The organism is Sphingomonas sp. Ant20, from assembly GCF_000783375.1.
Lineage (GTDB): Bacteria > Pseudomonadota > Alphaproteobacteria > Sphingomonadales > Sphingomonadaceae > Sphingomonas > Sphingomonas aerolata.
Genome location: NZ_JRVI01000087.1, coordinates 1 through 22,640, shown reverse-complemented (window position 1 = coordinate 22,640; position 22,640 = coordinate 1). Strand labels below are relative to the sequence as shown.

Annotated in this window: 18 protein-coding genes and 2 pseudogenes; 12 read left to right on the top strand and 8 right to left on the bottom strand. The window is 65.2% G+C overall.

The genetic code is table 11. The features are described 5' to 3' along the window. The first annotated feature begins 190 nt into the window (after positions 1-190). From NI18_RS12305 to NI18_RS12290, 4 genes are read left to right on the top strand one after another with little or no spacing between them, the layout of a single operon-like run. Positions 191-679, top strand: a complete 489-nt coding sequence (locus tag NI18_RS12305) for a TadE/TadG family type IV pilus assembly protein (RefSeq protein ID WP_037530119.1) — start codon at positions 191-193, stop codon at positions 677-679. After that, the gene (locus NI18_RS12300; protein ID WP_037530118.1) at positions 649-1,881 is read left to right on the top strand and encodes a hypothetical protein; all 1,233 of its coding nucleotides are present in this window, start codon (positions 649-651) and stop codon (positions 1,879-1,881) included. Before NI18_RS12305 ends, NI18_RS12300 begins: the two co-directional genes overlap by 31 nt. A 4-nt stretch (positions 1,882-1,885) precedes the next feature. Beyond that, positions 1,886-2,485, top strand: a complete 600-nt coding sequence (locus NI18_RS12295) for a TadE/TadG family type IV pilus assembly protein (RefSeq protein ID WP_042466695.1) — start codon at positions 1,886-1,888, stop codon at positions 2,483-2,485. A gap of 56 nt (positions 2,486-2,541) precedes the next feature. Then, positions 2,542-3,138, top strand: a complete 597-nt coding sequence (locus tag NI18_RS12290) for a TadE/TadG family type IV pilus assembly protein (RefSeq protein ID WP_052380859.1) — start codon at positions 2,542-2,544, stop codon at positions 3,136-3,138. Positions 3,139-3,187: 49 nt separating this feature from the next. Here NI18_RS12290 and NI18_RS12285 read toward each other — a convergent pair whose 3' ends face one another. Both NI18_RS12285 and pdhA read right to left on the bottom strand, forming a co-directional pair. Then, a complete protein-coding gene (locus NI18_RS12285) occupies positions 3,188-4,612 on the bottom strand; it encodes a pyruvate dehydrogenase complex E1 component subunit beta (RefSeq protein WP_031439899.1) in 1,425 nt (474 codons plus the stop codon). Next, a complete protein-coding gene (gene pdhA, locus NI18_RS12280) occupies positions 4,612-5,661 on the bottom strand; it encodes a pyruvate dehydrogenase (acetyl-transferring) E1 component subunit alpha (RefSeq protein WP_031394777.1) in 1,050 nt (349 codons plus the stop codon). Before pdhA ends, NI18_RS12285 begins: the two co-directional genes overlap by 1 nt. A gap of 218 nt (positions 5,662-5,879) precedes the next feature. Between pdhA and NI18_RS12275 the strand changes: the two genes are divergently transcribed. The 3 genes and pseudogenes from NI18_RS12275 (at position 5,880) to NI18_RS12265 (ending at position 9,502) form a co-directional block, all read left to right on the top strand. After that, the gene (locus NI18_RS12275) at positions 5,880-7,232 is read left to right on the top strand and encodes an MFS transporter (RefSeq protein ID WP_031439898.1); all 1,353 of its coding nucleotides are present in this window, start codon (positions 5,880-5,882) and stop codon (positions 7,230-7,232) included. Beyond that, positions 7,229-8,150, top strand: a pseudogene (gene cysK / locus NI18_RS12270) (cysteine synthase A). The gene NI18_RS12275 and the pseudogene cysK overlap by 4 nt, the downstream one beginning before the upstream one ends. A 5-nt stretch (positions 8,151-8,155) precedes the next feature. Continuing rightward, a complete protein-coding gene (locus tag NI18_RS12265) occupies positions 8,156-9,502 on the top strand; it encodes a cell wall hydrolase (RefSeq protein WP_052149176.1) in 1,347 nt (448 codons plus the stop codon). Positions 9,503-9,611: 109 nt separating this feature from the next. Here the strand turns inward: NI18_RS12265 and ahcY are convergent, their stop codons facing one another. After that, complete coding sequence (ahcY, locus tag NI18_RS12260; protein ID WP_037530116.1) at positions 9,612-11,045, bottom strand: adenosylhomocysteinase; 1,434 nt, start codon at positions 11,043-11,045, stop codon at positions 9,612-9,614. 173 nt (positions 11,046-11,218) lie between these two features. Continuing rightward, the gene (locus NI18_RS12255) at positions 11,219-11,779 is read right to left on the bottom strand and encodes a YqgE/AlgH family protein (RefSeq protein WP_037530114.1); all 561 of its coding nucleotides are present in this window, start codon (positions 11,777-11,779) and stop codon (positions 11,219-11,221) included. A gap of 109 nt (positions 11,780-11,888) precedes the next feature. Here NI18_RS12255 and NI18_RS12250 point away from each other — a divergent pair, with 109 nt between their 5' ends. The 3 genes from NI18_RS12250 to NI18_RS12240 all read left to right on the top strand — a co-directional run bounded on the left by NI18_RS12250 (position 11,889) and on the right by NI18_RS12240 (position 14,449). Further along, on the top strand, positions 11,889-12,368 hold the full coding sequence (locus tag NI18_RS12250) for a peroxiredoxin (protein WP_037530112.1): 480 nt from the start codon (positions 11,889-11,891) through the stop codon (positions 12,366-12,368). Positions 12,369-12,470: 102 nt separating this feature from the next. Continuing rightward, positions 12,471-13,907: an AMP nucleosidase gene (locus NI18_RS12245; protein WP_037530110.1), complete on the top strand. Its 1,437-nt coding sequence runs from the start codon at positions 12,471-12,473 to the stop codon at positions 13,905-13,907. Positions 13,908-14,083: 176 nt separating this feature from the next. Next, positions 14,084-14,449, top strand: a complete 366-nt coding sequence (locus tag NI18_RS12240; RefSeq protein WP_052149172.1) for a hypothetical protein — start codon at positions 14,084-14,086, stop codon at positions 14,447-14,449. Between the two features lie 120 nt (positions 14,450-14,569). On the opposite strand, the gene NI18_RS12235 is transcribed toward NI18_RS12240, so the two are convergent. Both NI18_RS12235 and NI18_RS12230 read right to left on the bottom strand, forming a co-directional pair. Further along, positions 14,570-16,402, bottom strand: a complete 1,833-nt coding sequence (locus tag NI18_RS12235; protein ID WP_037530147.1) for a M2 family metallopeptidase — start codon at positions 16,400-16,402, stop codon at positions 14,570-14,572. 162 nt (positions 16,403-16,564) lie between these two features. Further along, a complete protein-coding gene (locus tag NI18_RS12230; RefSeq protein WP_037530108.1) occupies positions 16,565-17,326 on the bottom strand; it encodes an alpha/beta fold hydrolase in 762 nt (253 codons plus the stop codon). A 334-nt stretch (positions 17,327-17,660) separates the two neighbouring features. Here NI18_RS12230 and NI18_RS12225 point away from each other — a divergent pair, with 334 nt between their 5' ends. Further along, the gene (locus NI18_RS12225) at positions 17,661-18,302 is read left to right on the top strand and encodes a YitT family protein (protein WP_037530106.1); all 642 of its coding nucleotides are present in this window, start codon (positions 17,661-17,663) and stop codon (positions 18,300-18,302) included. A gap of 134 nt (positions 18,303-18,436) precedes the next feature. Here NI18_RS12225 and NI18_RS12220 read toward each other — a convergent pair whose 3' ends face one another. Further along, positions 18,437-19,465 carry an aspartate-semialdehyde dehydrogenase gene (locus NI18_RS12220; protein ID WP_031439890.1) on the bottom strand — a complete coding sequence of 343 codons (1,029 nt, stop codon included), beginning with the start codon at positions 19,463-19,465 and terminating at the stop codon, positions 18,437-18,439. A 98-nt stretch (positions 19,466-19,563) separates the two neighbouring features. Further along, positions 19,564-21,898, bottom strand: a pseudogene (locus tag NI18_RS12215) (DPP IV N-terminal domain-containing protein). Between the two features lie 268 nt (positions 21,899-22,166). Here NI18_RS12215 and NI18_RS12210 point away from each other — a divergent pair. Beyond that, positions 22,167-22,640, top strand: a 474-nt coding sequence (locus NI18_RS12210; protein WP_037530104.1) for a hypothetical protein, incomplete at its 3' end; no start/stop codon positions are given.

The window sequence follows — 22,640 nt, the reverse complement described above, 5'->3', positions numbered from 1 at the left end:
TCGAGGGCCGGGGCGTAGCTCAGGGCAAGCGCGCGCTCGGGATTGGGTAAGTTGGCAGGGTCGACCATCGCGCCGCCATAGCTGCGAACGCGCCGCAGGGCACGCCCCCGCTCTCGTTAACCATATCTCTTGAGCCGGGCTTACCGGATTGCCGGGCATGGGTGCGCGATCAAGATCCACTGGGACATCCATGGCCAAGACGATTGCCCCGAAATTTGCAGCGCTGACGTTCCTCGCGCGTCTGCGACGGAACGTCAAAGGCAACACTTTGGTGATCGTCGCCTTCGCGATCATGCCGCTGCTGGCCATGGTCGGGTCCGGGCTGGACATGTCACGCGCCTATGTCGCGCGTGACCGGCTGCAGCAGGCCTGCGACGCGGGCTCGCTGGCGGCGCGGCGCCTGCTGGCGGGCCCGACGCTGACGAGCGACGTCGAAACCGAAGCCAGAAACTATTTTAACTTCAACTTCCCCAGCGGGGCCTTCGACACGACCCCGTTCACTCCCGTGGTCACCGTTCCCGCCGTTGGTACCGTCCGGATCACCGCGACGACCGCGATACCGACCACGGTGATGAAGATCTTCGGGTTCAACACCTTGCCCCTGTCGATCACCTGCGCGGCGACGCAGGATTTCGTCGCACGGACGTCGTGCTCGTCCTCGACATGTCGGGATCGATGAACTGCCCGACGAGCCGCCCCAATGACGCCTGCGGCGAGATCGAACAATCCGGATCGAAGATGCAGGCGCTGCGCGATGCGTCCGAGTCCCTCTACGACACCCTGGAGTCTGCACAGAACCAGCTGCACAACAACAACCTGAGGCTTCGCTATGGCTTTGTGCCCTATAATGCGACGGTCAATGTCGGCAGGCTCGTCTATGCCAAGGATGCGAGCTATATCCGCAACAGCGCACCCTATCAGACGCGGGCCCGAACCGGCGGACCTGTCTACAGCTCGCTGAACTGGTGCAACGCGTATGACGGCAGCTATTCAAGCTATTGGGGGGTCTGCTCGAACTACTGGACCTACCAGCAGGCGACGCTGAACACCGCGACGTTCAAGACGGGCGCATCGGTACCGACGCCTGGCGGATCGCCCAGCACGGCGACATCGAAATGGGCCGGGTGCATCGAGGAGCGCCAGACCAACAACACGACCATCGACGGCGGATCGCTGACGACGGCACCGTCGGACGCGTGGGACCTCGACATCAACCGGTTGCCGAACTCGGACGCCAGCCGTTGGGCGCCGTGGTGGCCCGAGACGGAATTCGATCCCGACCGGCGCGCCATCTATACCGACCCGAAATACTGCGCCAGCGAGGCCAGCCGCCTGAAGGAATATTACGGCGACAAGGCTGGCTTCATGAGATACCTTAATGATCTGCAACCGCTTGGCGGCACCTATCATGATATCGGCATGATATGGGGCGCCCGGTTTATCTCGTCGGACGGCATCTTCGCATCGGCAACGCCCGAAACGAACAATCAGAGCGATCCGGACAATCCAAGAAAGCTTCGCGGCTTCTCGGTCAGGAAGTTCATGATCTTCATGACCGACGGCGACCTGTCGCCTTACCTGGACGTCTATACGACCTATGGCGCGGAGGAGCGCGACAAGCGCGTGCTGGGAACGACGACGGGCAATACCACCCAGCTCGCCGCAGCGCAGCTGTCGCGCCATCTCCAGCGATTTCGCATGGCCTGCAATGCTGCCAGGGCGCAGGGTATCCAGCTGTACGTCATTGCGTTTTCGACCACGCTGACCAACGACATGCGGGATTGCGCGACACAGCCCTCCATGCGTCGGGCATCACCACCTCCGCCGCGCTCATCCAGAAGTTCAAGGAAATCGGCACCAAGGTCGGATCGCTACGGGTGAGCCAGTGATCGCGCAATTAGCGCCGGCAAGGCGGCGCATTGCGGCAGATGTCGCGGGCGCAACGATCGTCGAATTCGCTCTGATCGTACCGTTACTGATCGGGTTGCTGATGATGATCCTGGAGGTCGGGTATCAGAATTATGTCGAGGCCATGGTACAGGGCGCGCTCGCAAAGGCATCACGGCTGACCACGGTCGGCAACACGACCGCTGCCAACGTGAGCGCAACGATCAAGGCCGAGGTCCGCGCCGTCGTCCCGGCAGAATATGTCACCGTGTCGACGCGCCGCTATTACAACTTCTCGAATGTCGGCAAGCCCGAGAAGATCACGTCGGACACGGACCCGCGGGGCACGTTCAATCTCGGGGACTGTTTCGAAGATGCGAACAACAATGGCATTTACGACGCGACGCCGGGCGATGACGGTGTCGGTAGCGCGGACGACGTCATCTTCTACACGGCGACGGTGAGATACCCCAATCTGACGCCGGTCGGACCGCTGATGGGCTGGACGCGCACCCGGACAGTTACGGAAACGACGCTGGTACGTAACCAGCCCTTTACCTCGCGTGCGGCACCGACGGTCGTATGTACCAAGCCATGACGAGGATCGACAGCACCGCAAGGCCAGGGGTTCTTGCCGACACGCGCGGCCTCGCAATGATCGAATTCGCGATCGTTGCGCCGTTCCTTCTGACACTGGGTCTCGCCGGTGCCGAACTGACGCACATGTCGATCGCCAAGATGCGCGTCAACCAGATCGCCACGACCGCGTCCGACAACGTCGCCCGCGTGCGGGATTCGATCAACGAGGCCGATGTCAACGAGGTCCTCCTCAGCCCGAAGTTGTTAGGGACCGATATCGACTTTGCCGATAACGGCCGCGTCGTGATCTCGAGCGTCGAACCCAATGGTCAGACCGGCACGAAGGCGGGGCAGTGGATCCGTTGGCAGCGGTGCACGGGGGCGCTGAACACCAGTGCCTCGCAGCCGGCTTATGGCCTGCAGGACAAGGGCAAGGCCGATGCAAGCCTGCAATATATGGGACTGGCCAGTCGCAAGATTACGGCGGCCGCCGGAACCGCGCTGATCTTCATCGAGGTGACCTACAAATATCAGCCGCTCGTCTCGCAGCGATTTTTCGGCGCTCCGGTCCTGCGCGCCGAAGCGGTGTACAATGTGCGAGAACGCAACGACCAGACCCTGGCCGCCGTTGCAGGAGTCACGCCGAGTCTGTGCTCGACCTACGCAGCATGATCGCTCCGACCGGTGAACCCGGTCGGAGCGATCAGCAACAGCTCACCGATTACCGGTACGTCACCTTCTTCGCCGCATCGACGACCTTGGCGACATCGACCAGCATCAGCTTTTCGAGGTTCGCCGCATAGGGCATCGGCACGTCTTCGTTGGTCACGCGCAGCACTGGCGCGTCGAGGTCGTCGAAGCCGTGCTCCATCACCACCGACACGATCTCGGACGCGATCGAGCAGGTTGCCCAGTTTTCCTCGACGATGATCATGCGGTTGGTCTTGGCGAGGCTTTTCAGCACCGTGTCGGTGTCGAGCGGGCGCAGCGTGCGCAGGTCGATGACCTCCGCCTCGATGCCCTCCTCGGCGAGCTTCTCGGCGGCTTCGAGGCTGATGCCCACGCCGATCGAATAGCTCACGATCGTCACGTCCTTGCCCTCGCGGACGATGCGCGCCTTGCCGATCGGCAGGACATGGTCGTCGAGCTTGGGAACGTCGAAGCTGCGGCCGTACATCAGCTCGTTCTCGAGGAACACGACCGGATCGTCGGTACGGATCGCCGCCTTCAGCAGGCCCTTGGCATCCGCCGCGTCATAGGGCGCGATCACGATCAGGCCGGGGACGCTCGCATACCATGCCGCGAAGTTGTGCGAATGCTGCGCACCCACGCGCGACGCCGCGCCGTTGGGACCACGAAACACGATCGGGCAACGCATCTGGCCACCCGACATGTAGTTGGTCTTGGCCGCCGAGTTGATGATGTGATCGATCGCCTGCAACGCGAAGTTGAAGGTCATGAACTCGACGATCGGGCGGAGGCCACCCATCGCCGCGCCTGCACCGATGCCGGCAAAGCCGTATTCGGTAATCGGCGTGTCGATCACGCGACGCTCGCCAAACTCGTCGAGCAGCCCCTGCGTGACCTTGTACGCGCCCTGATACTGCGCGACTTCCTCGCCCATCACGAAGACGCGGTCGTCCTCGCGCATTTCCTCGGCCATCGCATCGCGTAGCGCCTCGCGGACGGTCGTCTTGACCATCTCGGTACCCTCCGGGATCGCCGGATCGGTCTTGCCGACCTTCTCCGCCGACGCGACGAGCTGCTGCGTCCCGCTCTCGGCCTTGGCAGGCGACGCGCCTTCGGGAACCGGCGGCGCCTTGTCGTCCGACGGCGTTTCCTTCGGTGCGGCGTTGGCGGCCTCGCCCGCGCGTGCCTCGGTCGGCGCGCTGTCAGCGCTTTCGCCCTCTTCGAGCAGCGTCGCGATGACGGTGCCGACCTTCACATTGTCGGTACCTTCGGCAACCATGATCTTGCCGATCGTGCCTTCGTCGACCGCCTCGAACTCCATCGTCGCCTTGTCGGTCTCGATCTCGGCCATGATGTCGCCGGACTTGACGCTATCGCCTTCCTTGACGAGCCACTTCGCGAGCGTGCCCTCTTCCATCGTCGGGGAGAGCGCGGGCATCTTGATCTCGATCGCCATCAGTACGACTCCACCAGAACGTCGGTGTAGAGCTCGGCGACATCCGGCTCGGGGGTCTGCTCGGCGAAATCGGCGGCTTCGTTCACGGTCTTCCTGATCTCTTGTTCGATGGACTTCAGGTCCGCCTCGGTCACGCCCTGCTCGTCGAGCAGCTTCTTGATGTGATCGATCGGGTCGGACTTGTCGCGGACCGCCTGGACCTCATCCCGCGTACGGTATTTCGCCGGATCGGACATCGAGTGGCCACGATAGCGATAGGTCTTCATCTCGAGGATGACCGGGCCCTTGCCCGCGCGGACCCAGGCGATTGCCTCTTCAGCGGCCCCGCGGCACGCCAGCACGTCCATGCCGTCGACCTGGATGCCGGGAATGCGGAACGATTCGCCGCGGCGATAGAGCTGGTCCTCGGCCGAGGCGCGATTGACGCTCGTGCCCATGGCGTACTGGTTGTTCTCGATCACGAAGATGATCGGGAGCTTCCACAGCTCGGCCATGTTGAAGCTCTCATACACCTGGCCCTGGTTTGCGGCGCCGTCGCCGAAATAGGCCATGCAGATGCCGCCGTCGTTCGAATATTTATGCTTGAACGCGAGGCCGGTGCCCAGCGACACCTGAGCACCGACGATGCCGTGCCCGCCGTAGAATTTATGCTCGGTCGAGAACATGTGCATCGACCCGCCCTTGCCCTTCGAGATGCCCGAGCCGCGCCCGGTCAGCTCGGCCATGATCACCTTCGGGTCGATCCCGTAGGCGAGCATGTGGCCGTGGTCGCGATAGCCGGTGATGACCGAATCGGTCTCGCCGTCGAGCGCGGACTGCAGGCCGACCGCAACGGCTTCCTGGCCGATGTACAGATGGCAGAAGCCGCCGATCAGGCCGAGACCGTAAAGCTGGCCCGCCTTTTCCTCGAAACGCCGGATCAGCAGCATCTGCTTGTAGAAGGCGAGCAGCTCGTCCTTGCTGGCCTCATAGGGCTTGGGTTCGGCCGGCCGTTCACGGTTGGTGATCGGGGGCTCGGCGATTGCACGTGCTGGGGGGGCTTTGGCCACGATGTGGGAAACCTCGTTTTCCGTAGGGGAGTTGCCGCAGCCTATAGGCGCGGACGGGGCCGAACATCAATTCCCGTCTGGGGTATGCGATTCTGCGACTGTCCCGCGAGCTTCGATCCGTCGTGCCCGACACGCGGGCCGTCGCCCCCGCCCCTATCCCCAACCCAAGCAAAGCTCCGGTTGCCCTTCACGCGCTCGACCCCCTAAAGCCCGGGACAATGAACCCGACGATCGACCCGCATCAGCATCCCTTCCGGATCGCCAATTTTCGCGCCTATTGGCTGTCGCGGTTCGCCGGCACGATCGCGGTCAGCGCGATGTCGATCGTCATCGGCTGGCAGGTCTACAACCTGGCGCGCGAAACGATGGACATCCGCCAGGCGGCGTTCATGCTCGGGATGATCGGCTTTGCGCAGTTCGTGCCGCTGTTCCTGCTGACCCCGATCACCGGGCTCGTCGCGGACAGCTTCGACCGGCGCTGGATCGTCCGCGGCACGACCACGCTGCTGGTGCTCACCGCCGCGACGCTCTGGCTGCTGACATGGTCCGGCCATCTCACGCTCGGGGCGTTGTTCGCCGCGGCCGTCGCCTTCGGCGTCGCGCGCGCATTTTCCGGCCCAGCCTATTCGGCCCTGGCGCCGAATCTGGTTCCGCGGGCGGTGCTCCCCACCGCGATCGCGATCAGTTCGATCGCGTGGCAGGTCGGAACGATCGCAGGCCCCAGCGTCGGCGGGCTGCTCTACGCGATCCATCCCGAGGTCGCGTACGGCGTGGCGACGCTGCTCTTCCTCGTCGCGCTGGTGTTCATGTTCCTGATCGGCCCGGTGGCACAGCCCGCCGCGCAGACCGACCATCGCCCCCTCGCGCGGATCATCGAGGGGTTTACCTATGTCCGCCGCAACCGGCTCGTGCTCGCGACGATCACGCTCGACCTGTTCGCAGTGCTGCTGGCGGGTGCCACGTCGCTGTTGCCGGTCTATGCCCGCGATATCCTGCATGTCGGGTCGCAGGGGCTCGGCGTGCTCGCCGCGGGCATGGGGATCGGTGCCGCGGTCACCGCGATCTGGTTCTCGATTCGGCCGATGAGCCGCAATGTCGGGGTCAAGATGCTGGTCGCGGTGATCGTGTTCGGCATCGCGATCCTCACCTTCGGGGTCGCGACGCCGATCGTCGAGCTGATCGGGCTCACCCCCAGCACGATTGCGGGGTTCCCCATCCACCCCGCCTTCGTCCTCAGCTTCGTCGCGCTGATCGTCGCGGGTGGGGCGGACATGATCTCGGTCTATGTCCGCCAGTCGCTGATCCAGCTGCACACGCCCGACGTGATGCGCGGCCGCGTCAGCGCGGTGTCGCAGCTGACGATCTCGGCCTCGAACGAGCTCGGCGAATTCGAAAGCGGGGTGATGGCGTCGCTGCTCGGCCCCGTCGGCGCAGTGGTGTTCGGCGGGGTTGGTGCTATTGCCGTCACGATCGGCTGGGCGCGCCTGTTCCCGGAACTCGGGGCGGCGAAGACCTTTGATCCCCCCGAGATCCTAGAGACCGAACCACAGCACGGAGAAGCCAAGCCATGAAAGCCTCCTCGATCCTGGACACGATCGGCAACACGCCGCACGTCCGCCTGTCGAAGCTCTTCCCCGATTCCGAAGTCTGGGTGAAATCCGAACGGTCGAACCCGGGTGGTTCGATCAAGGACCGTATCGCGCTGGCGATGATCGAGGCCGCCGAAAAAGGCCGGCGACCTCAAGCCCGGCGGCACGATCATCGAGCCGACCAGCGGCAACACCGGCGTCGGCCTGGCGATGGTGGCAGCGGTCAAGGGCTATAAGCTGATCCTCGTGATGCCAGAGAGCATGAGCGTCGAGCGTCGGCGTCTGATGCTCGCTTATGGTGCGACCTTCGACCTCACCCCGCGCGAGAAGGGCATGAAGGGCGCGATCGAACGCGCGCGCGAGCGCGTCGCCGAAACGCTCGGCGCCTGGATGCCGCAGCAGTTCGAAAATCCTGCGAACATCGACGTGCATGTCCGCACGACGGCACAAGAAATCCTCGAAGATTTCCGGGATACGCCGATCGACGTGATCATCACGGGCGTCGGCACCGGCGGCCACATCACGGGCGTCGCCGAGGCGCTGAAGGCGCACTGGCCCGAGTTGAAGGTCTATGCGGTCGAGCCCGCCGCCTCGCCCGTGATCGCCGGTGGCCAGCCGGGCCCGCATCCGATCCAGGGCATCGGCGCAGGCTTCATCCCCGCCAATCTCCACACCCAGGCGATCGACGGCGTGATCGAGGTCGATGCCGCGGTCGCCAAGGACATGGCACGCCGATCGGCGGCCGAAGAGGGCATGCTGGTCGGGATCAGTTCGGGCGCGACGCTGGCCGCGATCCTGCAGAAGCTCCCTGATCTTCCCGACGACGTCCGCGTCCTCGGCTTCAACTATGATACCGGCGAGCGCTATCTGTCCGTGCCGGACTTCCTTCCGGAGCAGTGACGACGATGACCGATGCGCGTGGCGCCGTTTATCTGCGCGTGTCGGTACTCGCGATCGCGGCTGCGGCGATCGTCGGACCGACGCTCGTCGTGACCAATCCCCCGGCGCTGCCCCACCCGGCGCGCGCCGCGATGCCGAAGCAGCGCGTCGTGCCCCAGGCAGAGCTGCCCCCGGTCGAGCCGGTCCGGTTCGTCGACCTCGCGCCCGAGGATGCGCGAGCGTTCAACGCCACGGTGCCGTTCTCGACCGATCCGAACCCAGCTGCACGGCCGTTCCGCTTCGCCGGCGCCGCCGACGACCTCGCACGCGCGACCGACTGCCTCGCCGCCGGCACGCTGTACGAGGCGGGGGACGACACGGTCGGCGAACGCGCCGTCGCGCAGGTCGTGCTCAACCGTCTACGGCATCCCGCCTTCCCGAAAACCGTCTGCGGGGTGGTGTTCGAAGGTGAGACGCGGGCGACGGGTTGCCAGTTCAGCTTCAGTTGCGACGGCGCGCTGCTTCGTTGGAAGCCCTCCGAGGACGCATGGCGCCGGGCGCACAGCGTCGCGGCCGCCGCGCTGTCGGGCAATGTCTATCGACCGGTCGGCTATGCCACGCATTACCACACCGACTGGGTCGTTCCCTATTGGCAGTCGAGCCTCGACAAGATCGTCGCGGTCGGGTCGCACCTGTTCTTCCGCTGGTCGGGCTGGTGGGGCACGCCCCCAGCCTTCCGGCGTGCGCTCGAGCAGGGCGAGCCGGTCATCGCGCAGCTCGCGCCCATTTCGGAGGCGCACCGCACCGCCGCCGCGCTGTCCGAAGCCGATGCCGCGATTGCCGAAGCATCCGCCGCGCTCGGCTTCGTGTTGGGCGACGATGCGGTCGCCGGTGACGGCGCGAACGCCGCCTCGACGCCCTTCGCGACGGCCGAGGGCGATACGGTGCTGATGACCTTCTCGCCGGGCGTTCTCCCCAACGCCTACCCGACGCTTGCGACGATCGCGTGCGGCGATCGCGCCTTTTGCCGGTTCATGGCATGGGCCGACAAAACCAAGGCCGCAACGTCCACGCCGCTGACGCCGGCACAGAGCGCGGCGATCACGTTCAGCTATCTGCGCGATCGCTCGGCCGATTACGAAAAGGCGCTGTGGAACTGCCAGCAGGTCCGCCGGCCCGATCCGTCGCAGTGCATGCGCGCGCGACAGACGCTGCGCGCGGCCCCCGCGGCAGCGGACAAGGCTGCATCCCCGGCGGATGCGCCACAGGAACTCGACGGTGTGCGGCGCAAGACGCCCGCCACGCCAGCGGCGGCCACAGCCCCGGCGTTGAAGCCGGACGTCAGGAAAGCACCGCAAGCGACCGAGATGTAACGGAAAGACTGGCATATCAGTCGCCGCGCAACAGTTAGATCCAAAAGAAAAAGGCCGCGTCCACCCTTCGGTAGACGCGGCCTTTTTCCGCTTCAGATTGCCTGGGCGATCAGTAGCGATAGTGATCCGGCTTGAACGGGCCTTCGACGGGCACGCCGATGTAACCGGCCTGCTTCGGGGTAAGCTGCGACAACTTCACGCCCAGCTTTTCGAGATGCAGCGCTGCGACCTTCTCGTCGAGATGCTTCGGCAGGACATAGACTTCGTTCTTGTAGTTCTCGCCCTTGGTCCAGAGCTCGATCTGCGCGAGCGTCTGGTTGGTGAACGAGGCCGACATCACGAACGACGGATGGCCGGTGGCGCAACCCAGGTTCACGAGGCGACCCTTCGCCAGGATGATGATCTGCTTGCCGTCCGGGAACTTCACCAGGTCGGTGCCGGGCTTCACTTCGGTCCAGTCATAGTTCGACAGCGCGGCGATCTGGATCTCCGAGTCGAAGTGACCGATGTTGCAGACGATCGACATCGGCTTCATCGCCTTCATGTGATCGGCGGTGATGACGTCGGCGTTGCCGGTCGCGGTGCAGAAGATGTCCGCGCGCTTCACGGCGTCTTCCATCGTCACGACCTCGAAGCCCTCCATCGCCGCCTGCAGTGCGCAGATTGGATCGACTTCGGTAACCATCACGCGTGCGCCGCCGTTGCGGAGCGACTGGGCCGAACCCTTGCCGACGTCACCGAAACCGGCGACGCAGGCGACCTTGCCCGCGAGCATGACGTCGGTCGCGCGACGGATCGCGTCGACCAGCGATTCCTTGCAGCCGTAGAGGTTGTCGAACTTCGACTTGGTGACCGAGTCGTTGACGTTGATCGCGGGGAACGGCAGCTCGCCCTTCTTGGCGATCTCGTACAGGCGGTGAACGCCGGTGGTGGTCTCTTCCGAAACGCCCTTCAGGTTCTTCACGGTCTCGGTCAGATAGCCAGGGTTCTTTGCGACATACGCCTTGAGCGCACGCTGCATCTCGACCTCTTCCTCATTCTCGGGCTCGGGCATCGTGTGGCCGGCTTCGAGCTTGGCGCCCCAGAGTGCGAACATCGTCGCGTCGCCACCGTCATCGAGGATGATGTTGGCGGTCTGGCCCTCGACGTCGCGATCCCACGAGAAGATGTCGCCGACATAGTTCCAGTAGTCGGCGAGCGTCTCGCCCTTGATCGCGAACACCGGCACGCCCGACGCGGCGATCGCGGCGGCGGCATGGTCCTGCGTCGAGAAAATGTTGCACGTCGCCCAGCGGACGTCGGCGCCGAGTGCGGTCAGCGTCTCGATCAGCACCGCGGTCTGGATCGTCATGTGCAGCGAACCGGTGATGCGCGCGCCCTTGAGCGGCTGCGCTGCGCCGAATTCCTCGCGGAGCGACATCAGGCCCGGCATCTCGGTTTCGGCGATGTTGATCTCGGCGCGGCCGAAATCGGCAAGGCTGATGTCGGCGACGACGTAATCGGTCTTGCCGTCCGTCTTCTGGGGCGCGAGCGTGGTGGCCACGAGGATATCTCCTGGAAATCTTTGATCGGCGGGCCTCATGCCCGTGCCGGATGCAGGGCCGCATAGAGGAACGGACCGCCCAAATCAAATATAAAGATATCTTTATATGACGCCCGGGACGGTCCTCGCCGCGCTAGAATGTCATCTTGACCCGCGGATGCGCGCCTCGTTGGTCAGGCCGTACCGGTATCCGCCACCAGCAGCCGCGGGTCGACGCCGGCCCGCTCGAACGCCCTGCTCCAGCGCTCATCCGCGTTCGTGTCGAACACCAGATCGGCGGCGCCGGCGACGTTGAACCAGCCGGGACGCGCGAGTTCGCCCTCGATCTGTCCGCTGTCCCATCCCGCATAGCCGAGCGCGACGACCCATCGCGACGGTCCCTTCCCCTCCGCGATCGCGCGGAGCACGTCGATCGTGCTCGACAAGGCCCAGAGGCCTGCGACCTCGATAGTGTCCTGCCCCCCCCAGTCGCACGAGTGGATGACGAAGCCGCGACGGGGTTCGACCGGGCCGCCGAAATGCACCGGGGCGTTGGGCGCGTCACCGGGTGCGATCTCGAACTGGTCGAGCAGGTCGTGGAAGCCAAGCCCGTCGACGGTGGCCCCAAGGCCAATCCCGAGCGCGCCGTTTTCATCATGACTGCACATTGCAATGACCGCACGGGCGAACCGCGGATCGCTCATCCCCGGCATTGCCAGAAGGAGTTGCCCGGAAAGAAAAGCCGTCTTGTCCATGCCCTAGACCATAGCGTCGCGACGGCTCCGCCGCCACGCTTGAAATCGCGCGCCTCCCATACGAGGTACCGTCCGCCCGGGACGATCTCGCGGCGACAGGAGAATTTCCATGACGATCAGCGTCGGCGACCGGCTTCCCAACACCACTCTCGTCAAGGCCACCGCGGACGGCCCCGATCAGGTCGAGTCCGAGACCTTCTTCGCGGGCCGCAGGGTCGCGCTCTTCGCGGTCCCCGGCGCCTTCACCCCGACCTGCTCTGCCAAGCACCTGCCGGGCTTCGTTGAAAAGGAAGCCGCGCTGAAGGCCAAGAGCATCGACGAGGTCGCCTGCACATCGGTCAATGACGCGTTCGTGATGGATGCATGGGGCAAGTCGGCCGGTGCCGGCGACATTACGCTGCTCGCGGACGGCAATTGCGATTTCGCCAAGGCGGTCGGACTGACGATGGACGGCTCGGGCTTCGGCATGGGCACGCGCAGCCAGCGTTATTCGATGATCGTCAATGACGGCGTCGTTGAGCAGCTCAACGTCGAGGCCCCCGGTGAGTTCAAGGTGAGCTCCGCCGAGTACCTGCTTAGCGAGATCTGATCGCGTCGCGCTCCGTCATCCCCGCGCACGCGGGAATGACGGAGCTGGCGCCGCACGCGCGCCAGTCTTGCCTCCGTAATCTCGCCCGCGTAACACTGGGCGATGACAATCGCATCCGACCTGGTCGCCGAACTCGACCGCCTCTACCGCGCCTCCGTCGCGCGGCTCCAGTCCGCCATGAGTGCGTATATCGCCGACGGCACCGTGCCCGATCCGGCAAGCCGCAGCGATGGCTCGTTCGCCTATCCCGAAATCCGGCTGATCTACAAAGGCGGCATTGACCGCCCGACCCCGCTCCGCTCCTTCGGGCGGATGGTGAATCCCGGAGAATACCGGATCAGCGCGACCAAACCCGCGATCTTCGCCGATTATCTGACCGAACAGCTCACCCTGCTGATCGAGGACTATGACGTGGAGGTCGAAGCCGTCGAAGGGCGGCAGGAGATCCCCTTCCCGTACGTCATCGATCCCGGCCACGCGCTGAGCCTCGACGAAGTCTCCGCGACCGAGCTCGCACGGTTCTTTCCCGCCACCGAGCTCGCGCATATCGGTGACGAGATCGCCGACGGACTGTGGGTCGCGCAGGACGACACCCGCCCGCTCGCGCTGTTCGATGGCTTGCGCACCGATTTCAGTCTCGCACGGCTGCGCCATTACATGGGCACACCCGCCGAACACGCGCAGCGCTTCGTATTGTTTACGAACTATCACCGCTATGTCGATGAATTCGTTCGCTGGGCGGGTACCCAGCTTGGCGAAGGCAGCCGCTTCACGACGCTGTCGGGCGCAGGCGGGATCACGATCACGTCAGGGGACGATATCGACAAGATCATCTCGGACAGCGCATGGCGGCGGCATCAGATGCCCGCTTATCACCTGATGGCGGACGACCGCACCGGGATCACGCTCGTCAACATCGGCGTCGGCCCGTCCAACGCCAAGACGATCTGCGACCATCTTGCGGTGCTGCGTCCCGAGGCCTGGCTGATGATTGGGCATTGCGGCGGTCTGCGACCCAGCCAGCGGATCGGCGACTATGTGCTCGCGCATGCCTATCTGCGTGACGACCATGTGCTGGACGACGTGCTCCCGCCCGAGATTCCCGTCCCCGCGATCGCCGAAGTCCAGGTGGCGATGGCCAAGGCCGCCGAGATCGTCTCGGGCCAGTCGGGCGAGGACCTGAAGCGCCGGCTGCGTACGGGGACGATCGTCACCACCGACGACCGCAACTGGGAGCTGCGCTATTCGAAATCGGCGCTGCGGTTCTCGCTGTCGCGCGCGGTCGGCATCGACATGGAATCGGCGACGATCGCCGCGCAGGGCTATCGCTTCCGCGTTCCCTACGGCACGTTGCTCTGCGTCTCGGACAAGCCGCTCCACGGCGAGCTGAAGCTGCCGGGTCAGGCCAACCGCTTCTACGAACGCGCGATCAGCGAGCATCTGCGGATCGGGATCGAAACCTGTGAGCAGCTTCGCCAGGAGGGTGCCAAGCTCCACAGCCGCAAGCTGCGGGCGTTCGACGAGCCGCCGTTCCGGTAAGGCCTGCCGCGCGATTTTCGGAGCGCATCGCATGCCGATGCGTTACGCCCGCGGGATCATTTTGTGAGGGAGCATAGCCGTGGCCGACACCGACCCGCCTGAAACGGACGCCAAGAAGCCCGTCGTCACGCGCCGCCGCGCGCCGCGCAAGCAGTGCACCCAAGCCTGCCAAGCCCGTGGTTGCGCCGGCCGCGCCGGCACTCGACAAGCCGACACCCGAAAAGGCGGTCCCCGTCTCCCGCAAGCCCAAACCCGCCCCCAAGCCGCGCTCGACCAAGCGCAGCACGCCGCGACCGATATCGGCGCGCAAGACGCCGCCGCCCGTTGCCAAGCCGATCGACAAGGTCGGCGGCAAATGGGGTGCCGCCGCGATCGCGGGCGGCGTCGCGGTACTTGGCGCTGCCGCCGCGCTGCTGACGTTGCGCGGCAGCACGCCGAAGACGCCCAAACCCGCTGGCAAACACGCGCATCAGGCGGACGGTACGGATTCGTCTAAGTCGTTCGAAGCCGGGATTGCCGACGAAGGAACGATCCCGGAATAATCGTCCCTGGCCCCCACTGGGCCCCCGCGGATGCGGGGGCCCAGCTAGACCCAAAGCGCGCTTGCAGCCGTGGATCCCCGCCTTCGCGGGGAAACAGGATCGCCGCCAATTTCCTGAAGCTCACCAGCCGGTCGGCTTGCCCTTGTTCTGCACGTCGAGCCACGCCTTCAGCGGCCTGAAATACTCGACCAGCGCCGCGCCCGACATCTCGCGGCTGCCCGTGAACACCTGCAGCGCGTCGGGCCAGGGCTTGGATTGCCCCATGCTCAGCATCGCGTTCAGCTTCGTGCCTACCGCCTTGTTGCCGTAGAACGAGCAGCGATGCAGCGGCCCCGTCCACCCCGACTGCTCACACGCCGCCTTGTAGAACTGGAACTGCAGCACGCGCGCGAGGAAGTAGCGCGTGTAGGGCACCGCCGCCGGGATATGGTATTTCGCGCCCGCGTCGAACTTCGTCTCGTCGCGCGCGACCGGCGGCTTGATCCCCTGATATTGCAGCCGCATCTGGTCCCACGCCGCCTGATAGCCGGTCGTCGGAATCTGTCCCGAGAACACGCCCCAGCGCCATTTGTCGATCAGCAACCCGAACGGCAGGAACGCGACCTTGTCCATCGCCTGACGCAGCAACAGGCCGATATCCTTGTCCGCGCTCGGCACCCGCGCCTGATCGAGCAGTCCGATCTTCACCAGATAATCCGGCGTGATCGAGAGCGCGACGGTATCCCCGATCGCCTCATGGAAGCCATCGTTCGCGCCATTCTTGTACAGCATCGGCTGCGCCTTGTACGCGCGCTGATAGTAATTGTGGCCGAGCTCATGGTGGATCGTGACGAAGTCGTCCGCATTCACCTTGGTGCACATCTTGATGCGGATATCGTCCTGGTTGTCGATATCCCAGGCCGAGGCATGACAGATCACGTCGCGGTCCGCGGGCTTGGTGATTTGCGACCGCTTCCAGAAGGTCTCGGGGAGCGGCGCAAAGCCCAGCGACGAGTAGAAGCCTTCACCCTGCTTCACCATCTTTACCGCGTCATAGCCCTTGGCCTTCAGCAGCTCGCCCGTGTCGAAGCCGAGATCGCCAGCCCCCTTGGGGGCGACGATGTCATAGATATTGCCCCATTCCTGCGCCCACATATTGCCGAGCAGATCGCTGCGGATCGGCCCGGTCTTCGCCTGGACCGCATCGCCATATTTCTCGTTGAGCTTCCACCGCGTATAGGTGTGCAGCGACATGTAGAGCGGCTCGACCTCTTTCCAGATCTTGTCGGTCAGCGCGGCGAACTGCTCGGGGCTCATGTCGTAGCCCGACCGCCAGAGCGCGCCCACATCCTTGTAGCCGAGCTCGCGCGCGCCCTCGTTCGAGATCGCGGTCATCTTGGCATAGTCGCCGCGCATCGGCGCACCGACCGCGTCGTTCCAGCTCGTCCACATCTCCTGCAGCTTGGCGGGATCGCGGCTCTCGCCCATCGCCGCCTCGATGTCGGAGCCGTTGATCGGCTTGCCGTCGAGCGTCCCCATGCCCTTGCCGTAGGAGGACGACATCTTCGTCGTCAGCATCGACAGCTCGTCCGATGCGCCCGGCCGCGTCGGCGCGGGCAGCGTCAGCCCCCCGCGGAGCAGGTCGAGCTTGCGCTTCGTGTCGACCGACAGGCCCGGGACATTGGCGTATTTTGCCGCACCCAGCGCGTATTTGACGCCGAGATCGGTCATCTCCGCCCCCGACTTCGCCGCGAGCGCATCGGTATCGTCGGTGATGTAGGTCGCGTTCACCCACGCCACGCGCGCTGCGTCGACCGACTTGGCCGCAAATATCTTTTCCGCCTCGGCGACGAACGCATCCGCCTGCGCGGCGGTCGGGCTGGACGCGGCAGCGGTGGCCTGGGCACCGGCCACCGACGGCACGGCGCACAGCGCGCCGGCGAGAGCAAACATCGAAACGCTGAACCGAACCATCATCATCCCCTTATCGTGAGGCCCTGATGGATGATCCGCCGCCGGATGGTCAACCCGCCAGCCATGCCCCCTCCCGTCATGCTGACGAAAGTCAGGACCCAGGGTCACGGGGGGCGGCGCTGCTTGGCTCCGGGTCCTGACGTTCGTCAGGATGACCGGGCGCTATGCAGCAAGAAAGTCCGCGATCGCCTGGCCAAGCTCGGGCTTCACCACCGCGCTCATATGCCCGCCCGGCGTCGCGACATACTGGCCATGCGGCAGCACCGCGGCGAGGTCCGGTGCCGACCCGTTATCCTCGTCCTCCGCGCCGCACACCACCAGCGCCGGCTGCTCGATCGCCTTGACCGCCTCGATCGGTGTATCCGCAAAGGTCTCTAGGATCCCGAGCAATGCGACCGGATCGCCGCCCGTGGTCTTCAGAAACGCCTCGGCCAGCCACTCGGGCGTACCCTGGACATGCTTGCCCAAATTGGTGAGGATATTGCGGAAATGCCCCGCGCGCCGCGACGTCTCGGTCAGCCCCGCGAGCCCCATCCCCGAAAATATCACGCGCCCGGGGGTCGCGCCCGTCGCCAGCATTCGCGACGTCGTCCGCGCGCCCAGCGAATAGCCGCCAAGATCATAATCGGTCAGCCCGAGATGATCGACCAGCGCATGGCCGTCGAGCGTCAGCGCATCCGCGGGGTAGAATTCCAGCCCATGCGGCTTGCCGCTCTCGCCGTGCGCGCGCAGGTCGGGCATGATCACGCGGAACCCCTTGGCCGCGATCTTGGCGGCATGGCCGTATCGGATCCAGTTGGTGTTCGCGTCGGAGAAATAGCCGTGGATCAGCACCACCGGTCGCCCCTCGCCGACCTCGCGCCACGCAATCCGCGTGCCGTCGAAGCTCTCGAAATACTGCGTCTCGGTCGGGGAATGTGCCACGGATCCAGATCCCTATAATCTTAGGATGTTGCTGCCCCCGTCCGACACACGACACCGTGCTGTCAACCGGCACGAAGAGACGCGCTCCGAGGAGTATCCGCGACCCACCGCTACGTCATCCTGACGAAAGTCAGGATCCAGAGCCACGGATGCGGCGCTTGGTATCCTGGATCCTGACTTTCGTCAGGATGACGAGCGCCCATCGTTATGGCCCCGCCGCACGACGCCATCACAAAAAGGGGTAGTGTGACGCGCAAACTCCTTTAGCTAAGGGACAAGGATTGCGTCGAACGATCCATTGAGGATGCGCGAAGGGCCCGACCAAGGACCCGCAATGCCGCCATCTGCCGACGCCACCTTCCCCTCAGCCACCCTTCCCCTGGGACGCCCGCACAGCATCGCGGAGGATTTCTACGCGCTCGTCATCGGCTGTATCCTGCTGGTGATCGGGCTGGTCTTCCTGAAGGCGGCAGGGCTTGTCACCGGCGGGATCGCCGGGATCGCGCTGCTGCTGTCCTATCTGGTGCCCTTGCCGACCGGCGTCCTGTTCACGCTGATCAACCTGCCCTTCTTCCTGTTCGCGCATTACGCGATGGGCCGCCGTTTCGCGATCAAGACGATGCTGGTGAATGCCGGGATCGCCGCCTTCTCGACCTTCGCGGGCGGATCGATGCACGTCGATCAGATGCACCCGTTCTTTGCCGCGATCGTCGGCGGCACGGTGATCGGGCTCGGCATCCTCGTCCTCGCGCGGCATCAGGCCGGGGTCGGCGGCACCGGGGTCGTGACGCTGTGGCTGCAGCGCACGCGCGGCTGGAATGCGGGCCGCACACAGATCGCGCTCGACGTGGTGATCCTCGCCGCGGCGATTCCCGTGGTGAGCACGGGCCAGCTTCTCTGGTCGGTACTCAGCGCGGCGGCGATCAGCCTGATCCTGATCGCCTGGCATAGGCCGGGACGGTATATTGGGCACTGATCGCCACCGACCCTCTTCGTCATCCCGGGCTCGACCCGGGACCCAGAGTATCAAGGGCGACAGCCGTGGCCCTGGGTCCCGGGTCGAGCCCGGGATGACGGGAGGGCGGCACAGCCTCCCCCCAGATCAGTCCCTTACGCGTCCTTCTTCAGATGCCGTCGCCCGAGCAGCTCGGCGATCTGCACCGCGTTCAGCGCCGCGCCCTTGCGCAGATTGTCCGACACGCACCACAGGTTGATGCCGTTCTCGACGGTCGAATCCTCGCGCACGCGGCTGATGAAGGTCGCGAACTCGCCGACGCATTCGATCGGCGTGATGTAGCCGCCATCCTCGCGCTTATCGATCAGCATGACCCCGGGCGCCTCGCGCAGGATGTTCTGCGCCTCCTCGGCCGAGATCTCGTTCTCGAACTCGATGTTGATCGCTTCCGAATGACCGACGAAAACCGGCACCCGGACGCAGGTCGCGGTGACCTTGATCTTCGGGTCGAGGATCTTCTTGGTCTCGACCACCATCTTCCACTCTTCCTTGGTCGATCCGTCGTCGAGGAAGCTGTCGATGTGCGGGATCACGTTGAACGCGATCTGCTTGGTGAACTTCTTGGCCTCGGCCGGGTCGCCGACGAAGATGTTGCGGCTCTGCTCGAACAGCTCGTCCATGCCCTGCTTGCCCGCGCCCGACACCGACTGATAGGTCGCGACGACGACGCGCTTGATCTTGGCCGCGTCATGCAGCGGCTTGAGCGCGACGACCATCTGCGCGGTCGAGCAGTTCGGGTTGGCGATGATGTTGCGGACCTTGTAGCCGTCGATCGCGTCCGCATTCACTTCGGGCACGATCAGCGGCACGTCCGGATCCATCCGGTACAGCGACGAATTGTCGATCACGGTGCAGCCCGCCGCGGCGAACTTCGGCGCATAGACCGCGGTCGCCTCCGACCCGATCGCGAACAGCGCCATGTCCCAGCCGGTGGGGTCGAAATTCTCGATATTCTGGCATTTGATCTGCTTGCCGGTGTCACCGAAATCGACCATCTCGCCCTGGCTGCGCGACGATGCGACGCAGGCGATCTCGTCCGCCGGAAATTCACGCTCCGCCAGGATGTTGAGCATTTCGCGCCCGACATTGCCGGTCGCCCCTGCAACCACGATCCGATAACCCATTATGTCGTCCCTTGATGCCGCCGCGAAACGATCGCGACATTGCTGATTTTCATTCGGGCGCGTCCGTATACGTCTCCGACGCACCCTGCCAGATAACTTTATTTCGTCGCAGGCAAGCTCGTCCCTTCGCCGGTAACCGGTTTGTCCTTCACCGTCCGGTCGAGGAAGTTGAGGATCGTCCCCCAGACATGCTCGCTGATCCCCGGCCCCGCAACGCGGTGCGTATAGCCCGGGTAGAACATCATCTCGAACGGTGTCGCGGTCGCCTGCATCTTGGCCGCGACCTTGGTCGAATTGTCGAGGAACACGTTATCGTCCGCCATGCCGTGGATCAGCAGCAGCGGATCCTTGATCAGCGCCGCATCCTCGACCGCGGCCGACGTCGCATAGCTCGCCGGATCGGTCTTGGGATCGCCCAGATAGCGCTCGGTATAATGCGTGTCGTAGAGCTGCCAGTCGGTGACCGGCGCGCCCGACACTGCGGCAGCATAGACCCCCGGCGTCTTCTCCAGCATCTTCAGCGACATGTACCCGCCATAGGACCAGCCATAGGTCGCGATCTTGCTCGGCTCGACGAACGGCAGCGTCTTCAGATACTCCGCCCCGGCCAGCTGGTCCTCGACCTCGACCGTGCCCATCGCATGATAGATCGCGTCCTCGAACTTCTTGCCGCGGTTGTACGAGCCGCGATTGTCGATCTGGAAGAAGATCCAGCCTGATCGACCAGATATTGCGGCAGCGGCCCCTGCCAGCCGCGCGTGACCTGCTGGCCGGTGCCCGGGCCGCCATAATGCTGGAAGAAGACGGGATATTTCTTGCCCGGCTCGATCGGCGGGGTGATCATCTCGTAATAGAGCGTCGTGCCGTCCTTGGCCTTCAGCGTGCCGAACTTGGTCTGCTGATGGCTGGCGGCATAGGGATGATAGGGATGCCCCTCCTTCACCGCATTCTCGTTGATCCACGAAATCCGCTTGCCGGTCGCATCCGCCAGATAGACCTGGGTCGGCTGTGACGGGTTCGAGCGCGAGACGATGAACCGCGTGCCGGCACCGTCCATCGACGCGCTGTTCCACCAGCCGCTCTCGGTCAGCTTGGTGATCGCGTTCGGCTTGGCGATATCGACCGAATAGAGCTGCTGCTCCAGCACGTCGTCCTTGTTGCCCGTGAAGAACAACCGCCCCTTGGCCTGGTCGACGCCGACCAGCCCGGTCACGACCCAATCGCCCTTGGTCAGCTGCGTCCAGCGGCCTGCCGCGAACCGGTAGAGATGGCCATAGCCGCTGCGCTCCGACCGCCAGATCAGGCTGCCGTCCTTCAGCACGCGGTAGGCGTCCGACAGGTTCAGCCAGCTCTTCACCCCCGACTTCTCCGTGAACAGGATCGTCGACTTGCCCGTTGCCGGGTCGACGCGCAGCATCTCGAGCAGCTTCTGGTCGCGGCTCTGGCGCTGGACGAGCAACATCGTCCCGTCGGGCGTCCAGTCGACCCGCGCCAGATAGATGTCGGGATTGGTGCCCAGATCGACCTTCACCTGGCCCGACCCGTCGGGCTTCATCACGTACAGGTCGACCAGTGCGTTGGGCGTGCCCGCGGCGGGATAGCGCTGATCATAGACCTTGGTCCCCGTCGCGCCGATCGAGGCACGCGTGAAGATGCGCACCGGCGCCTCGTCGAACCGCTCGACCGCGACATAGCGCTCGTCGGGCGACCACCAATAGCCCGTGCGGCGATCCATTTCCTCCTGCGCGACGAACTCCGCCTCGCCGAAATGGACGGTGCCGCCCCCGCCCTTGGTGACCGCGCGCGCCTCGCCACCCGCCAGCGGCTGAACGACGAGATTCTGGTCGCGGACATAGGACACGAACCCGCCCTTGGGGCTGATCACGGGGTTGAGCTGGCCACCCGGTGTATCAGTCAGCCGCCGGACCTTGCCGTCGAGCGTCGCGATGTACAGGTCGCCGTCGAGCGGTACGAGGATCGACTTGCCATCGGGCGCCCAGTCATAGGCGACGATACCCTTCGACCCGGCGATCCGCGCGCGCTCGCGCTGCATCTTCTCGGCTTCGCTCAGCTCGGCGCCGGTGCGACGCTCTTCGAATCGACGAGCATCCGCTCCTGGCCCGTGGCGGTGTCGACCGCCCACAGGTCGAACCGCTCCTTCTCGTCCGCCCGGTTGCGCAGCGAGGTCAACAGCGCGCCGTCGGGCGACAGCCGTACCGCGCGCGGCTGCGGGCCCGACAGGTCGGGATTGCCGAACACCCGCGCCAGCGTCAGATCGCCGGCCGGGGCTGCAGCTGCCACGGGAGCCGCTGCCGGATCGCTCGGCGTTGCAACGCCGTCGGCGCCGCCTGCCGTTTGCGCGGACGCGCCGTCAGCAGCCATCGCGGCGGTTCCGACCGAAGCAAGTGCAAGCCCAAGCAACCATGTACGCATCCTATAGTCTCCGATGGACGGGCTCCAGCGCGGCGCCGGTGCCGCGCGCGTATCGCGGCGCGTCCCGCCCCCGTAAAGCCGTAAACCCCGCGTGATGCGCTCGCCCGCGGCCAAGTCGTCAAGCCCAAGCCGACCGGACCCGCCTGCGGATGGTTAGCAGCCGGTTAACGTCATGTGCACGCCGTCTTTACAGGTCGCGTGCAAGGACCTGCGACCGGACGTCCGCACGGATATGGTGCGCGGGCATCCCAGACATGACCGGGGACTAATGGCTTCGACGACGGCATCCATTGACGAAACACGGCCCGGCGCCTGGGACGTCGTCGCGCGCCTTGGCGCCGTCGACGGTGCTGTCGCGCACCCTCACGCGACGCGGCTGATCCAATCCGCCCCCGCCCAGCGCAACCTGTCAGATGCGGTGCACGCGTTCTGCGACGTCTATGGACGGCACCCCGGGATGATCGACGACGCCTTGCTGCGCGGCGCACAGTTGGGTTCGCTGCCCTGGCTCGAAACCGCAGCGACCGGGTTCGCGATCGAACGCGGCTATCTCGCCCAGCTGACCGCGGCCGTGGGGCCGTTGCCCTCGACACCGGGTCAGGCGGCGACCGAGGCCGCCCTCGCCGGCGTGCGCAACGCGCTGGAGATCCTGTCCGGTTCGGAGCGCGCCGGTTGCGCCACGGGGGCGGTGGCCGCGCTGCTCCACGACTGGGCAGTGACGCGCGATGTCCGACCTTGCCGC